At 41.3% G+C, this 14,995-nt stretch carries 12 protein-coding genes; 5 read left to right on the forward strand and 7 right to left on the reverse strand.

Annotation, left to right across the window (positions count from 1 at the left end):
* Nucleotides 1–88 precede the first annotated feature (88 nt).
* Complete coding sequence (locus BUA16_RS01110; protein ID WP_072762793.1) at nucleotides 89–436, forward strand: toxin-antitoxin system YwqK family antitoxin; 348 nt, start codon at nucleotides 89–91, stop codon at nucleotides 434–436.
* Nucleotides 437–552: 116 nt separating this feature from the next.
* Here BUA16_RS01110 and BUA16_RS01115 read toward each other — a convergent pair whose 3' ends face one another.
* From BUA16_RS01115 to BUA16_RS01130, 4 genes are read right to left on the reverse strand one after another with little or no spacing between them, the layout of a single operon-like run.
* On the reverse strand, nucleotides 553–4,080 hold the full coding sequence (locus BUA16_RS01115) for an efflux RND transporter permease subunit (RefSeq protein ID WP_072762794.1): 3,528 nt from the start codon (nucleotides 4,078–4,080) through the stop codon (nucleotides 553–555).
* Between the two features lie 6 nt (nucleotides 4,081–4,086).
* Nucleotides 4,087–5,256, reverse strand: a complete 1,170-nt coding sequence (locus tag BUA16_RS01120) for an efflux RND transporter periplasmic adaptor subunit (RefSeq protein WP_072762795.1) — start codon at nucleotides 5,254–5,256, stop codon at nucleotides 4,087–4,089.
* Between the two features lie 51 nt (nucleotides 5,257–5,307).
* Nucleotides 5,308–6,645, reverse strand: a complete 1,338-nt coding sequence (locus BUA16_RS01125; RefSeq protein ID WP_072762841.1) for a TolC family protein — start codon at nucleotides 6,643–6,645, stop codon at nucleotides 5,308–5,310.
* A gap of 43 nt (nucleotides 6,646–6,688) precedes the next feature.
* On the reverse strand, nucleotides 6,689–7,294 hold the full coding sequence (locus BUA16_RS01130; protein ID WP_072762796.1) for a TetR/AcrR family transcriptional regulator: 606 nt from the start codon (nucleotides 7,292–7,294) through the stop codon (nucleotides 6,689–6,691).
* Nucleotides 7,295–7,456: 162 nt separating this feature from the next.
* Here BUA16_RS01130 and BUA16_RS01135 point away from each other — a divergent pair, with 162 nt between their 5' ends.
* Entirely contained in the window at nucleotides 7,457–8,431 is a 975-nt protein-coding gene (locus BUA16_RS01135) for a polyprenyl synthetase family protein (RefSeq protein WP_072762797.1), read from the forward strand.
* Nucleotides 8,432–8,437: 6 nt separating this feature from the next.
* On the opposite strand, the gene BUA16_RS01140 is transcribed toward BUA16_RS01135, so the two are convergent.
* From BUA16_RS01140 to BUA16_RS01150, 3 genes are all read right to left on the reverse strand, one after another.
* Nucleotides 8,438–9,580 carry a lycopene cyclase family protein gene (locus BUA16_RS01140; protein ID WP_072762798.1) on the reverse strand — a complete coding sequence of 381 codons (1,143 nt, stop codon included), beginning with the start codon at nucleotides 9,578–9,580 and terminating at the stop codon, nucleotides 8,438–8,440.
* 122 nt (nucleotides 9,581–9,702) lie between these two features.
* Nucleotides 9,703–10,209: a thioredoxin family protein gene (locus BUA16_RS01145; protein ID WP_072762799.1), complete on the reverse strand. Its 507-nt coding sequence runs from the start codon at nucleotides 10,207–10,209 to the stop codon at nucleotides 9,703–9,705.
* Nucleotides 10,210–10,212: 3 nt separating this feature from the next.
* Nucleotides 10,213–12,516 carry a TonB-dependent receptor gene (locus BUA16_RS01150; protein WP_072762800.1) on the reverse strand — a complete coding sequence of 768 codons (2,304 nt, stop codon included), beginning with the start codon at nucleotides 12,514–12,516 and terminating at the stop codon, nucleotides 10,213–10,215.
* 79 nt (nucleotides 12,517–12,595) lie between these two features.
* On the opposite strand from BUA16_RS01150, the gene BUA16_RS01155 reads away from it, so the two are divergent.
* The 3 genes from BUA16_RS01155 to BUA16_RS01165 are packed head-to-tail and all read left to right on the forward strand — an operon-like array spanning nucleotide 12,596 to nucleotide 14,994.
* Nucleotides 12,596–13,255: a metal-dependent transcriptional regulator gene (locus BUA16_RS01155; RefSeq protein WP_072762842.1), complete on the forward strand. Its 660-nt coding sequence runs from the start codon at nucleotides 12,596–12,598 to the stop codon at nucleotides 13,253–13,255.
* Nucleotides 13,256–13,308: 53 nt separating this feature from the next.
* Nucleotides 13,309–14,235 (forward strand): metal ABC transporter solute-binding protein, Zn/Mn family, encoded by a 927-nt coding sequence (locus BUA16_RS01160; protein WP_072762843.1) that lies wholly within the window; start codon nucleotides 13,309–13,311, stop codon nucleotides 14,233–14,235.
* 21 nt (nucleotides 14,236–14,256) lie between these two features.
* Nucleotides 14,257–14,994 carry a metal ABC transporter ATP-binding protein gene (locus BUA16_RS01165; protein ID WP_072762801.1) on the forward strand — a complete coding sequence of 246 codons (738 nt, stop codon included), beginning with the start codon at nucleotides 14,257–14,259 and terminating at the stop codon, nucleotides 14,992–14,994.
* The last annotated feature ends 1 nt before the right edge of the window (nucleotide 14,995 follow it).

Here is a 14,995-nt window from a genome sequence, read left to right on the forward strand (position 1 = left end):
AAGCTATTGTAAACTTAACATTGAATTTATGTAAATTATATGTATATTTAGGTAAAACAATAATACACCACCTAAAATCTATAATACTATGAAAGCAATACCATTAATTTTCGCATTTATATTTTCGATAGCCATCAATGCCCAAAAAGTAAAACCTGTTTTTGAAAAAGAAGGAACCCTAGTCAAGGCTACTTATTTCCATGAAAACGGCCAAATTGCCCAAGAAGGACATTTTTTAAATAGCAAACTGCACGGGGAATGGAATATGTATAACGAGAAGGGAGAGAAGTTAGCCGCCGGAAAATATGAACAGGGAACAAAAACCGGGAAATGGTTCTTTTGGGACAACAAAGTACTTAGGGAAGTCGATTTTAATGCGAATGCAATTAGCAGTGTTACCGAATGGGATAAAATAAACCCTGTAGTGTACAACTAATTACCGGCAATGATCGCTGGTTTTGTAAAGGAAAAGAATTCTTTAAATGTAATTATATTAAAAAGAGATGGCCCAGATTTGGGCCATCTCTTTTTTAGTACATATCAATAGAGCGATTAATCTACTATACTAGCAGGACTGACCGTCTCGGAATCTTGCTCATTAGTTTCTTTGTCAGCATTTGTTCCTTTAAACCGTATTTTAAAGCGGTACACGATACTAAATAATACCGGAACGATAATCAAGGTTAGGAAGGTAGCCACTACAAGGCCGTAGATCACCGTCCAAGCCAAAGGTCCCCAGAAAATAACATTGTCTCCCCCAACATAAATATTGGGATCAAAGGACGAGAATAGGCCAAAGAAATCGATGTTGAGTCCAATGGCAAGCGGTATTAATCCCAGTACGGTAGTAATTGCCGTTAATATCACTGGCCTTAACCTAGCTTTTCCTCCTTTAATGATCGCGGCGGTGGCAGCTGCTTTTGTCAACAGATCCTTTTCGCCTAGGCCAAGGGCTTGTTTGCTCCTATCTATGAGGATTTGGGTATAATCTAACAATACCACCCCGTTGTTCACCACAATTCCCGCTAATGAAATAATACCCATCATGGTCATCATAATAACAAAGGGTTTCCCGGTAATAATAAGTCCACCAAAGACACCTATAAAACTTAGGAAAATAGCGATCATAATAATAGTAGGTTTAGAAATCCCTCCGAATTGAAATATTAAGATCAGCATTATCAGTCCAAGACCAGAGAAGAAGGCACCGACCAAGAAGGTCATTTGCTTGTTTTGCTCTTCAATCTGTCCTGTGAAGTCTATGGTCACTTCCTTGGGAAGGCCTGTATAGTTTTCCATTTCCTTCTGGATTTCCGCGACGATGGCAGCAGCATCCGTAAACCCTGGTTTTAGACCAGAGTATACTGTTACCACACGCTTATTGTCTCGGTGTTTTATGGCACTAAAGGAGGAGGTATTTCTTTGTTGGGCCACGGCCGAAACAGGAATTTCCTTGATGGTACCCGTCGATGGATCCCTAAAGATGATATTTTGGTTGAACAAAGCATTTTTATCGTATCGCAGCGCTTCTTCAAAGCGGACGTTTATATTGTAATCATCGCCATCTTTTTTAAAGACCCCTGCTTTTTCCCCAAAGAGGGAACGTCTTAATTGGTTGCCCACTTGGCCCACGGAAACACCCAATTCTCCAGCTTTTTCCCTATCGACCACTACTTGCATGGCTGGTTTTCCCTTGTTGACATCAATTTTCAACTCTTCAATTCCGGGAATGTTCTTGGTATTGATAAAGTTCCGCATATCTTCTGCGGTATTGATCAATTGGTCATAATCTTTCCCTTGCAGTTCTATGTTAATGGCGTATCCTGCTGGGGGTCCTGCGGCATCTTTTTCTACAGAAATAGCTACCCCTGGGTAAATCCCTTTCAGGGATTCTTGAATATGGGTACGCAATTCTTCGGTATCCAACCCATTTCGGTATTTAAACTCCCTCATAGAAACGGTCAGTTTGCCACGGTGGGGCATTTCTGCGGCCGATCCACCATCGGTCTGTGGGTTTCCGGCGCCTTCCCCAACTTGGGAAACAGCAGATTCTACCAAATAATTGAAAGATCCGTCGGGCGAGGTATATTTTTTGTCATTGATCACCCCATAGATCCTTTTCTCAATAGCCATGGTTAGTTCATTGGTTTTTTCTATGGATGTCCCTTGAGGATATTCTATATACACATAGATCTCATTGGGGATGGTGTCGGGGAAGAATTCAATTTTAGTTCTTTGGGATGAAATGGAGAGTCCAAACAACATAAATGCCCCTATCAATAATAGAACGGTCACTCCAAAATACCAATATACATTACTGCCTTTTAGGGCGTGCATCAGTCTTTTTTCATACCAGTTTTCGAAGCGCACCATAGTGGTTCTTTGAAAAGTGACAGCCCATCTTTTAAGGAAATACTTGTAGATCCAGAACATGGCAGCGGTAAAAATCATTACCGATCCCAATCCTCGCATGGCCCCACCGAAAACAAGGATAAGAATTCCAATGCCCCCTAGAATAATACTAAGTCTGATCAGTTGTTTTGGAGAAAGGTCTTTTTCACCGGTGTCCATAAAAGAAGAAACCAACATGGAGTTCATAAAGATTGCCACAATTAGGGACGATCCTAGAACAACGGATAAGGTAATCGGGAAATAGATCATAAACTGTCCAAATATCCCTGGCCAAAGCCCTAAAGGAACAAAGGCCGCTACTGTTGTCGCCGTCGAAATAATAATCGGGAAGGCAATCTCTCCTATCCCTTTCTTTGCCGCTTCGGTTCGCGACAGGCCTTCATCCATTAATCGGTACACATTTTCTACTACTACGATACCGTTGTCCACCAACATTCCCAAGCCCATGATCATACCAAATAAAATCATGGTATTTAAGGTATAGCCCAATAGGGATAAGATCATAAAGGACATAAACATGGACATAGGAATAGCAAAACCTACGAACAAAGCGTTCCGAAAACCTAAAAAGAACATCAATACGGTGACCACCAAAATAATCCCGAAAATAATATTGTTCACCAAGTCGTCTACTTGGTTCAGGGTTCTATTCGATGAATCGTTGGCAATAGAAATATGAAGGTCTGCGGGATAGTAATTTTTCTGGGCTTCTTTTACGATGCTTTTGATTTTATCGGCCGCTTCGATCATGTTTTTTCCGGCTCGTTTTTTAACATCGAGCATCACCACGCTTTCGCCAAACTCACGTGCAAAGGTGGTTTTTTCTTTTTCGGAAAAACGTACCGAAGCAATATCCTTTAAATAAACGGCATTCCCGTTTTCGGCCTTCACCACAAAGTGATAAAGTTCTTCTGGAGTGTCTATTTCTCCCAAAATACGAATGGTACGTCGTTGCCCACTGGTCTGTAAGTTTCCTGCGGACATGGTTACGTTTCCGTTGCGAATGGCTCCAAGAACATCGTCGAAACTGACCTTTGCAGCCATCATTTTATAGACATCTACGGCAATTTCTACCTCTTTCTCCTGCGCTCCTCGGATGTCTACCTGTTTTATTTCTGGAAGGTCTTCAATCTCGTCCTGCAGGTATTCTGCGAATTCCTTGAGTTTTTCTACCGGATAGTCTCCCGTAAAATTGACGTTCATGATAGGAAACTGCTCGGAAAGGTTTAAATCAAAAACATTGGGATCTACCTTGGCATTATTAAAAATGGGCCAATCTTCGGTGGCCTTTTCGCTATCGACCTCGTCTTTTACCTTTTGTTTGGCCGCATCTACGGTGATTTCCTCATCAAATTCTATCGTAATAAGAGAATAATCTTCTTGAGAATTAGAGGTGATTTCTACCAGATTGCTTAAGTTTTTAAGCTTTTCCTCCAAGGGATCTGTAATCAACCGCTCTATGTCTTCGGCGGTGTTCCCAGGATAAACGGTACTAATATATATCTTGGTTTCCTTTATTTCAGGGAAATCTTCCCTGGGCATCGAAAAATAGGCGTTAAAGCCGATCCATAGGAATAGCCCTATCATCACATAGATGACCGAAGGGTTGTCTATGGCCCAAGAGGAAAGTTTAAACTCTTTTTCAGTTTTTTTATGTTGGTTGCTCATGGACCCTTAGTTTAATATTTTTACGATTTGTCCGTCTTTTACACTTCTTGCTCCTTCTTTTATCACGTGCATGCCAGCTTCTATACCCGAAAGAACTTCTATATAAGCCCCTTGGGTTTTTCCGGTGGCAATAACGGTCTTCTGGGCCCTAGCTTCACCGTCTGCATTGGGAGATAGCGCGACATAAGCATATTGTTCGCCCATAGCGTTTTCTGAGATGATCCCTTGAGGCAGTAATATGGCGTTCTCATTGGTATAGTCGTTAATGCTCACCTTGGCGTTGAGGTTGGGTTTTATCATCCCATTTTTGTTGGGAACCGGAATTTCTATGGAAAAGGAACGATTGCTTGGGTTGATGTAGTTTCCGGTTTCACGGATACTGGTCACAACGCTGTCGCCCAAGATGGGGAAATAAACGATGGCTTCTTTCCCTTTGTTGACCGTATTGATGTAGTTTTCGGGAACTTCTACCTCTATATACATTTCGGAAAGATTGATAATCCTGAAAATTTCGGAACCGGGACCAGGAGCGACAACCGTACCTTGGTCTTTGATTACATCATCTATAATGCCCGAGAAAGGAGCCCTTATATTAGATTTTCCCAATTGGCTTTCCAATTGCTTTACGTTGTCATTGGTTCCTTCATAATTGGCTTTGGCTTGTAAATACTGAATTTCTGATCCGATCTTTTGTTCCCATAAACGTTTTTGACGCTCAAAAGTTGTTTGTGCCAAGGCCGCCTGTGTTTTTAGCTGTGCCAATTGACTGCTTAGTCCACCATCGTCTATGGTAGCCAATAGTTGCCCCTTGGCGACCTGCTGCCCTTTTGTGACATATACCCTTTGTAATAAGCCTTGGGATTCTGGATAGATCAATACGTTCTGTTTGGTTTTTACATCGCCTTGTAGATCTAGATAATGATTAAATTTTTCCTTTTTGGATACTACGGTGGTTACCAAGGGAAAATTATCATTCTGATCGAGTAGGGCAATGACAGAATCTAATTGTCTTATTTCTTTGTTTAATGCTTTCTGTTGTGCCGAAATTTCGGTTTTCTTTTGGCGAATGGCCTCAAGGTTTCCTTCCGTAATTAAGGTATCTATGGATGATGATGGGGTATCTCCGCAGGAGGAAAGTAAAATTCCAGTAACGAATAAGGATACTATTTTTTTCATTGTATGAGTATTAGTAGATAGATAGTGTTTATTTTTGATTGTGTTTCAATCTTATTTTTTGTTCAATACGGTTTCCAAGGCTGTTTTCTGATTGATGACATTTACCATGGACTGTAAATATTCTTGTTGGGCCGTATAGAGTTGGGTTTGGGCCTGTCGTAGTTCAAAACTAGAGGCAAGTCCTTCTGTATATTTAATCTGATTTTTGTGTTCGATGCGTTCTGCCAGACCTAGATTGTCCTTGGCGGTTTGGTATTCTTCTATAGCGAACAAATAGTTGCTTTTGGCACTTTGGTGTTCTAGCCTTAAGTTTTGTGCTGTTTCTTTCAGTTGTGTTTTTGCTTTGTCCAAGGCAATTTTAGCGCGTTGTGTTTTGGCCGATCTTCCAAGAGAACTAAAAATAGGAATGGTTAAGTCTACCCCAAATACAGAGGCATCGAACCATTCGGCATCACTGCTGAAAAAATTGAAGCTATCGCTATACGAGGTACTGCCATAATTGATAAAAGCGTTTAGTTTTGGCAAGGCCATACTTTTTTGCAGCTTTAGCTCTAAGGCCCTTTGTTCGTTTAAATTGGTGATTATTTTAAAATCGACATTGTTATCGATCACAAAATCCGATTCCAATAAATCTAAACGGATCTGATTCTGTGCCAAATCGTTGAGGTTATCTTTCAGTTGTGTTGGCGCTTCAATATCGATCCCCATGATTAAATTTAACATCTGCTGGGTGATGCCCTTTAAACGGATCGAATTTTTAAGTTGATTGGCTACCGAAGAAAGGGTTATTTGCAATTGCTCTGCACTTTCTTCATCCCCCAAACCATTCTCGAATAGTTTTTGCGACTCCAAGAGGTTCTTTTCCAAGTTGACTTTGTTTTTTTCTAGAATGCTAATGCTTTCTTGTGCCAATAACACATTGCCATAGGCTTCTACTACTGCCTTACGGACTTCTAGAGCTGTTTTTTCCTTATTGTTCTTGCTGTAATTAATAAAGGTCCTTGCCGCTTGAATTCCAATAATATAAGAGCCGTCAAAAATTTGTTGCTTTAGGGTAACTTTGGCATTGGCCGTTTGGGGTTGTCCAAAGACGACCGGAATAAAAGTTCCGGGAGTGCCCCCGCCAAACTCAGCTGGAATTAAGGAAACTTGCTGTTTCAGCTGGTTTTGGTAGCCGATATCTCCGTTAATCTGTGGGAGCCCCGTGGCTATAGTTTCCCATTTTTGCTTTTTGGCATCCAATAAATCCCTATCCGCATTGATGGTCTGGTAATTGTTTTCTAAGGCAAAATTTATGGCTTCTTCCAAGGTAAAACTTTGGGGGTGTTCCTGAGAATATCCAATAAGGGCGGTTAAAAGTGCCACAAAGGTAACGATGCTATTCCTCATGTGTTTTATTTGTTGATTGTCTAATTGAACCATGGAGTGTTTATTAATCGATGTTGGTGTCTATTAATTTATTTAAAATTTTGCGACCTTCCTTATTAATGATACCGCGAACGTGGTATTCTAAATAATTGTCCATTAAATCGGGCATAGGAAAAAGATCGTTGGGGAAAAGGGACTGGTCCTTAATACTGGTAATCCCGGAGAAATATATCCTAGAAGCAAATTTTAGATCTAAATTTTTCCGATAGATCCCCTGTGCAATTCCTCTTTCCATATTTTCGACTATACAATTTTGAACGTGTTCAAATTGCTTTTGTCTAATGGTGTCATAAATCTTAGGGTAGTACTTCTGTAGCTGATATTGAGGCGAAGATTGTTCGTTTTTCAGGTGTATCATTACAAACTTTTTAATCTCGTACAATTCTGATATAGGATCCTTGTTCAGGGCACATATAGTGTCTATCCCTAGAGTTATGGCTCCGTATACCTGCATGGTGCAGGCCTCTATCAGTTTGGTTTTATTATTAAAGTGGGCGTAAATGGTTTTTTTGGAAATCCCCAGTTCTTGGGCCAAGTCGTCCATAGTAACGCTTTTAAAACCAAAGCTTAAGAACATTTCCGTGGCCTTATCTAAAATTTTTTCTTTCATAACAGATTGCAAAGATACGATGGAAACTATAAAAACAAATAAAGTTTCCAAAGTATTTTAAAGGGAAGCCTGTGAATGTTTTTTAGAATGCAAGGGAAAGGATTTTAGTTTAGAATTGGAAGTGATTTGATTTAGTGTATTTTTGAAAAAAAAATTGGCTATATGCACAGCATTGAACAGTACCGTGAAGATTTTCTTTCCTATATGGAAACTAAGATAGCGACCAAGGAACCTAAAAACTTATACGAACCCATCACCTATATTCTTGGTTTGGGCGGGAAACGGTTACGTCCTGTGTTAACTCTTATGTCGGCCGAAATTTTTGGAGCCGATTATAAGAAAGCCTATGATGCTGCCTTGGCAATAGAGGTTTTTCATAATTTTTCGCTGGTTCATGACGATATCATGGACGAAGCTCCTTTGCGAAGGGGAAAGGAAACTGTGCATAAGAAGTGGGATGTGAACACCGGAATATTGTCTGGTGATGCCATGTTGATTTACAGTTACCAACTTTTTGAGGGTTATCCACCGCAAACCTTCAAAGAATTGATGCATTTGTTTAGCCAAACCGCTATGCAAGTATGTGAGGGACAACAATACGATGTGGATTTTGAGGAAAGAGACGATGTAAGTATCCCCGAATACCTTAGGATGATTGCCTATAAAACAGCCGTATTGGTCGCTGCGGCCATGAAAATGGGGGCTATTATTGCCCAAACTACGGAAGATGTCCAGGACCTTATTTACGATTTTGGGAAAAACCTTGGAATCGCCTTTCAATTACAGGACGATTATTTAGATGCTTTTGGTGATCCCAAGACTTTTGGGAAACAAGTAGGAGGTGATATTATAGAAAATAAAAAGACCTTCTTGTATTTAAAAGCCTTGGAAATGGGGAGTCCTGAACAGAAAAGGGAGCTAGAGCACCTATTTTCTATTAAGCCACAAGATGCGGCCGATAAAATAGCCACGGTGAAGGAATTGTTCGTAGACACCAATGCCGTTAGCCGTACCCTTCAAGAAATTGAAGACTATACCGAAAGGGCATTTAAAACCTTAGAAGTACTCAACGTCAGCGAGGATAAAAAACAACTGCTAAGAGCCTTTGGAGCTTCCCTGATGCAACGAAAGGTGTAAATAGGGTTAAAACAACCTGCGCAAGAGCGCTTTAATAAATAGTAATTTAGGGCAGGCAGCAATAATTTGTAGGTCTTCCCATAAGGTTGTTTCCTCATCCAGGAATTTAAAGATCTTTTGTGGGGTTTGGTTTTTAAAAAGCTGCTCAAAAATCACCCGGCCTTGGCTATTGTCATGGTCTAAAATATCTAATAACAGCAGGTCGTAAAACCAAAAGCGATCTTTTTTAAGGAAGGCGTGTAAGGGCCTGTCCGTTTTTAGAAACTGCACCAACTGCTTCGATTTTTTAAAGGTTGGCATAAAAGTATAACCAGAACTGGCTTTTGCCCAGCCTCCGGCAATTCCAATATGCAATACATTTTGGCTGTTAAAAGTATTGTAGTCAAAACAGCTCATCGGGATATTCCCTTTTTCAACGGCTGTTATTTCATAGTCATCGCACCCCAACTGTTCTTTGAGGTACAATTTTAGGGCATCTTCATATTCGCCCTGCGACAATACCTTTTTAGAAAATAGGGTGTACTCTATCAGGGCCTCCGTTTCCGAGCTTGGCAATACGTACATAAACCTGGTATTCCCATTTTGTGGAATGGAAAAATCCATAAAGGTTGCTCGGTCCGGATGAAAGGTGGGCTTGGCGGTTTTTACAAACCATCCTAAAAAGTGTTGTTGTAATACAGGGAATTGGTCTTGCTGCAATAACTTTTGATAATCAAAAGCACTGTTAAATACCTTTTTGGCCGTAAAAGTCTCTTTATTGGTAGCCACTGCCACTTTGGTAGTTTTATCTGTTATGCCGGTAACCGTTCTGTTGGCAAAGGTAATATTGGGGTATCTTTTTATACGCTCTAAATAGGCATCATAAAAGTCTTGCCCACGGACCATTTTATAAGTGTATGGTGCTATAGTCGATTTTTCGGAATAGGCTTTGCCTGCAAAAAAGATCTGGTTCCAACTTTTGTGAAGTACGGGTGCAAAGTGACCTTCTCCCGTTTCCCAAAAACACCAGGTACGGTCATTTTGTTGTTTGCCGTCCTTTTCTAGGATTAAGACTTTGGTGTTGGAAAAAAAAGGATCTTTACCCAGCGCATCGGCAAGCATTAATCCGGATGCGCCAGCGCCAACAATAATATAATCGTAAATTGCCATGAAATTATAATCGGTTGCTAAAATATTCTTGAAAACTCAGGAGAAATATGTGATCTAGACCTCTGTGAGCTTTTCAAAATTACAAATTATAACCGTGGTTCTATGCATTAGCTACCTTAAGATTATCGGGTGACGGTACGGGGTTGTTTTTGTAAGATTCCTAATAGTTGTCGCGGGTCTAAATATTGAAAATAGCGCCCCGTGGCCTTAAAATTCTCATCGAGGAATACCAGGGCAGGCAGTGTAAAAGGGGCATCTTTTCTACTGGCCATTAATAGCGGAATTTCGTGGATGGGATTCCGCTTTTTCCATCTTTTATTGACGAACATTTGTTGTCCAAAATAAATGGTATCCCTTGTTTCCACATCCATTTTTACCGCATAGAACTCAGCATTTATAAGCTTGACAACCTCTGGATCTCTAAAGGCCACTTTCTGCATTTTTAGACAGGGCCCACACCAGTCTGCATAAAAATCGATGAATACTTTTTTGGGCGTTATCCGTAGAGAATCTTCCAATTGGGCAAAGCTTAACCAATTTATTTGTTCTTGCTTTTGAGCAAGACCAGCCGTACTGAAGAACAGTAGGCTGGATATTACAAATAATAGGCTTGTTGCTTTGTTGTACATGGTTTAAAGAGATTTAATACGAATTCCGGCAAATACGGTCCTTGGTAATGCCGGACCATATACATAATTGCTATCCCTGTTTTTGCTGATATCAAAATCTTGTTGGTAGGCATTGGTAAGGTTTTTGGCCCCTGTGAATAGTTCCACGGCGGTACCGGTATTGGGGAATTCGAAAGTGTAGCCCGCTCTGAGGCTCAGTTCAGTAAAGGAGGGCGTACTAACATACTCATCGATCAATTGACCGGTGCCTTCCCCTCCAAAGTGGGCGATATCCATAGTGCCAGTGTATACCAAATTGGTGCTTACGCTAAGTTTTTTGGTGGGTGTATAGGTCAGGGTCGCATACCCGTAGGTGTCTGGCGTCCTTAAAAACTCCCTTTTTGGGGCCAAGCCGTCTATATTTAGAACAGCATCTTTAAATTGGCTCGATTGTAGGGTTACTCCAGCATCTATTTGTAGCACATAGTCAAAATTGGCCCTTGTTTCTAAAGTTATTCCCTTAACAGTGGCACCGCTGCCGTTTCTTTTTTCAAATTGCTCTCCAAACTGGTCTTCTCCCAATGGAAATAAATAAAATGCATCCTTAAGGTTGGTATAAAAACCTTCCAAGGTAAACCCTGCAATAAAATGTTCCGTGGCCTTGTCGTAATTAACGGAAGCCGTAAAGCTGTTAGAGCGTTCTTCCCATAGGTCATCGGCCAAGGAAATCCTAGATATCCCTCCACCGGAAAAAGCAATGTGCAAATCGGTATCAAAAGCTTGTGGGGCGCGGAAACCGGTTCCCCATCCTAATCGGAACTGGGTTTCCTTGTTCCATTTGTAGAGCAAGGAAAGCCTAGGGCTTACAATGGCCTTATCCAACATGTTGTGCTTATCTATCCTAAAACCACTAAGGAAGTTTAAGTCTGGCGTTATATCCCAATCATTTTGAAAAAAACCGCCAATGTTTTGCGTGGTCTGGTCTATGTTGTAGTTATAGGCATCTATAATATCCAATACATCGTCATACACATATTCGGTACCCACGGTAAGAACCGTTTTTCCGCCCAAGAATTTGTTGAGCTTATGATTGTACTGTATGCCTCCCTGATGGGTGGTCACCGCAGAGGTACCATAAGGAGGGGCAGCGAAAAAGTCTTGGCGTTCCCCTTCATCATCAGGGATAATCCCGGTATAGTGATCACGATCGGTATGCTGTCCGCCGTAATAAATAATCAAGGAGCTCTTTTCTTCGTTAAAATTTATCTGATAATCCAAGCTTCCCATAAGCACATTATGGGTTCTTTCCTCGGATTGCTGGGCCATATGGGCTGGCTTGTCTACCATTTCACCACCGTATCGGTATTCGTTAATACTGCTGATACTGGCCTCTAGTTTTTGATTTTCTGCCGGAAGGTAAAAAAGGTTGGTGCCGAAGGAGTTGGTTTTTAATTGGGGCAATTCCGAAAAATTGTCGCCATTGGCATCGTAGGCAGCTCGGTCTCGTTTGTTGACAAAGAAGGTAGCTCCCGCATTTCGTTCCTCGCTAACCACCGTGGCATTTCCATCTATAATATGATCGCTGGCAGCCTTGTCTATGCTCTGGTAGGTATAGGTAAGGTTATAGTTATTGCTTTTCGGGATTTTTGTGATAACGTTTACCGTACCCCCAATAGCGCTAGAACCATAGAGTGCCGATACCCCGCCACGGACCACTTCTATACGGTCTATCATATTAGAAGGGATCTGTTCCATACCGTATAATCCGGTAAGTGGACTGAATATGGGGCGGCCGTTGATCAAGATTTGCGAATACCCCCCCTGCAGGCCGTTCATTCGCAATTGGGTGTAGTTACAGGTCTGGCAATCGGTCTCTACGCGCAATCCCGGCTGAAAACGAAGGCCTTCCGAAAGATTGGTCGCTACTACATTGTCTAAAGTTGTACTATTGATAAGGTTAACGATTACAGGGGAATCTGTTCGTCGTTTATCCGTTCTGGTACCGGTAACAACTACTTGTTCCAGGCCCAAAATGTCTTCGCGTAAATTAAAATCAGCTCTTAATCTAGCGGTAGCGCCAAGCTGAATTTTCTTTTCTTCCGTAGTATATCCGATACTTTTACAGATTAGGGTATAGTTGCCCTCCGGAACCTTTAAGATATAATAGCCGTTATCATCCGTGGTGGTTCCTAAGGTGGTCCCTTCTAACTGTATGCTTGCCCATGCCAAGGCTTCACCATTGGCCTTTACATGTCCTTCAATAATTCTTGTTTGGGCTAATAAGGTAATGGGTAGTAAAATTAGAACCAAATAACTAAACTTCTTCATTAGTGTAAATTATATTTTAGGCAAAGCTAAAAATTTGTTTTTACATTTAAAAATGTATTTTTGTATAAACATCGATTTAATGACACGGTCAGAGGAAAACTATATTAAGACAATATTCCATTTAGGGAGGCAGGGAATGGAAGCGGTGTCTACCAATGCGATAGCCGAACTAATGGAGACCAAACCTTCGTCGGTAACGGATATGATTAAGAAGTTATCCGAAAAAGACTTGGTAAACTACAAGAGGTACCAAGGGGTTTCCTTAACGGATTTGGGCACGCAGACCGCCTTGGGGATTGTAAGAAAACACAGGCTTTGGGAGGTTTTTTTAGTAGAGAAATTAGATTTTTCATGGGATGAAATTCACGATATAGCCGAGCAGTTAGAGCATATAAAGAGCGATAAGCTTATAGATAGGCTGGATAAGTTGTTAGATTATCCCAAGTTTGATCCGCATGGCGACCCCATTCCGGACAAGAACGGCGATTTTAAGGAACGCGATAGAAAGTTGTTGAGTGAAGTGGCAATAGGCACTAAAGGAGTATGTGTTGGCGTAAAGGATTCTTCAACCAGTTTTTTAAAATTCTTGGACCGGAACCATATTGCCTTGGGACATCAAATAGAAGTATTGGAAATAGAGGAATTTGATGGGTCTTTAAATATTAATATCAACGAGAACAATATGCAAATATCCCATCAGATTGCATCGAACCTCTATATTAAAATAAGCGAACAATAATGGCAAAGCACCTACAGAATAGAAAAAAGACAAATCGACAAGGGCTATTTTATATGGTAAAGGCAAAACAAGTTTTAGGCGTATTGCTCCTTTTAGGAATGATGTTGGGGTGCAAGGACAGTCCAAAAAAAGAATCGAACGGGAAACTTAAGGTGGTTGCCACCACCTCTATGCTCACCGATCTGTTGCAACAGGTCGGCGGCGATGCCATCGAAATTCAAGGCCTAATGGGCAGTGGGGTCGATCCTCACTTGTACAAGGCAAGCGAAGGCGACGTCAATAAGCTCTTTACGGCCGATATGGTTTTTTATAGCGGACTCCATTTAGAGGGGAAATTGGTAGAGATTTTCGAAAAAATGGAAAAACAACACAGGAAAACGGTGGCCGTCACCGATGTGTTGGACAAAAAGGAGTTGTTGGCCTCGGAATATTTCGCCTCTAATTACGATCCGCATATTTGGTTTAATATCGATTTCTGGAAACAAATTACCGAATATACGGCTCAGAAATTACAGGAAGCCGATCCTAAAAATGCGGTATTGTTTGCTAAAAACAGTGCTCGTTACCTAGAAGCGCTCGAGGTGCTCGAAAAGGAAATTAGGGATATCATCAGCACCCTGCCGGCAGAAAAGCGCATTTTGGTGACCGCCCATGACGCCTTCAATTATTTTGGGGAGGCCTTTGGCTTTCAGGTATTGGGGCTCCAAGGGATCTCAACGGCGACAGAGGCAGGGGTACAAGATGTACAGCAACTGTCTGAGTTTATTATTAAAAATAAGGTGAAATCTATATTTATAGAGACCTCTGTACCTAGAAGAACCATAGAGGCCTTACAGGCATCGGTAGGATCCAAAGGGCACCAGGTTACTATTGGGGGCAGTTTGTATTCCGATGCTTTGGGGACAAAAGGGACCATAGAAGGTACGTATATAGGGATGTTCAAATACAACGTCAATACTATCGTTAGCGCCTTAAAATAATAGTGTAATACAGCATTTAGTATGAAGGAAAAAATAGCTATAAAAGTAGACGACCTTACGGTAGCCTACAATTTTAAGCCTGTATTATGGGATATAGACCTCTCGGTACCGGAAGGGGTGCTTATGGCCATTGTTGGACCTAACGGGGCAGGAAAATCTACCCTGATCAAGGCCATGCTCGATATTATTAAGCCTATTGCCGGTTCCGTGGAGATTTTTGGAAAGCCTTATAAAAAACAATACAAAGAGGTGGCCTATGTCCCTCAAAAAGGAAGTGTCGACTGGGATTTTCCTACCACTGCATTGGATGTAGTGATGATGGGAACCTACGGAAGTCTGGGCTGGATAAAAAGACCTGGGCGACAACAGAAGAAAGAGGCCTTGGAGGCCTTGGAAAAAGTAGGGATGCTCGAATTTAGGAGCCGTCAAATCAGTCAGCTTAGCGGCGGACAACAACAACGGATATTCTTGGCAAGGGCACTAGTGCAAAAAGCGAGTATCTATATTATGGACGAACCCTTCCAAGGGGTCGATGCCACCACCGAAAAAGCGATTATCAATATTCTGAAGGAACTGCGTAAAGAAGGGAAAACGGTCGTCGTAGTACACCACGATCTGCAAACCGTCCCTGAATATTTTGATTGGGTGACTTTCTTGAACGTCAAAAAAATAGCAACGGGATCCGTCAAGGATATCTTTAACGACGATAACCTTACCAAGACCTATGGGATTAATTATAAGGTAAGCGTTTTACAATAAT

This window comes from Arenibacter nanhaiticus (assembly GCF_900141935.1).
Classification (GTDB): Bacteria; Bacteroidota; Bacteroidia; order Flavobacteriales; family Flavobacteriaceae; genus Arenibacter; species Arenibacter nanhaiticus.

Coding starts and splice junctions, on each gene's coding strand:
- BUA16_RS01110 (WP_072762793.1), top strand. CDS start 89: ATGAAAGCAATACCATTAATTTTCGCATTTATATTTTCGATAGCCATC.
- BUA16_RS01115 (WP_072762794.1), bottom strand. CDS start 4,080: ATGAGCAACCAACATAAAAAAACTGAAAAAGAGTTTAAACTTTCCTCT.
- BUA16_RS01120 (WP_072762795.1), bottom strand. CDS start 5,256: ATGAAAAAAATAGTATCCTTATTCGTTACTGGAATTTTACTTTCCTCC.
- BUA16_RS01125 (WP_072762841.1), bottom strand. CDS start 6,645: ATGAGGAATAGCATCGTTACCTTTGTGGCACTTTTAACCGCCCTTATT.
- BUA16_RS01130 (WP_072762796.1), bottom strand. CDS start 7,294: ATGAAAGAAAAAATTTTAGATAAGGCCACGGAAATGTTCTTAAGCTTT.
- BUA16_RS01135 (WP_072762797.1), top strand. CDS start 7,457: ATGCACAGCATTGAACAGTACCGTGAAGATTTTCTTTCCTATATGGAA.
- BUA16_RS01140 (WP_072762798.1), bottom strand. CDS start 9,580: ATGGCAATTTACGATTATATTATTGTTGGCGCTGGCGCATCCGGATTA.
- BUA16_RS01145 (WP_072762799.1), bottom strand. CDS start 10,209: ATGTACAACAAAGCAACAAGCCTATTATTTGTAATATCCAGCCTACTG.
- BUA16_RS01150 (WP_072762800.1), bottom strand. CDS start 12,516: ATGAAGAAGTTTAGTTATTTGGTTCTAATTTTACTACCCATTACCTTA.
- BUA16_RS01155 (WP_072762842.1), top strand. CDS start 12,596: ATGACACGGTCAGAGGAAAACTATATTAAGACAATATTCCATTTAGGG.
- BUA16_RS01160 (WP_072762843.1), top strand. CDS start 13,309: ATGGTAAAGGCAAAACAAGTTTTAGGCGTATTGCTCCTTTTAGGAATG.
- BUA16_RS01165 (WP_072762801.1), top strand. CDS start 14,257: ATGAAGGAAAAAATAGCTATAAAAGTAGACGACCTTACGGTAGCCTAC.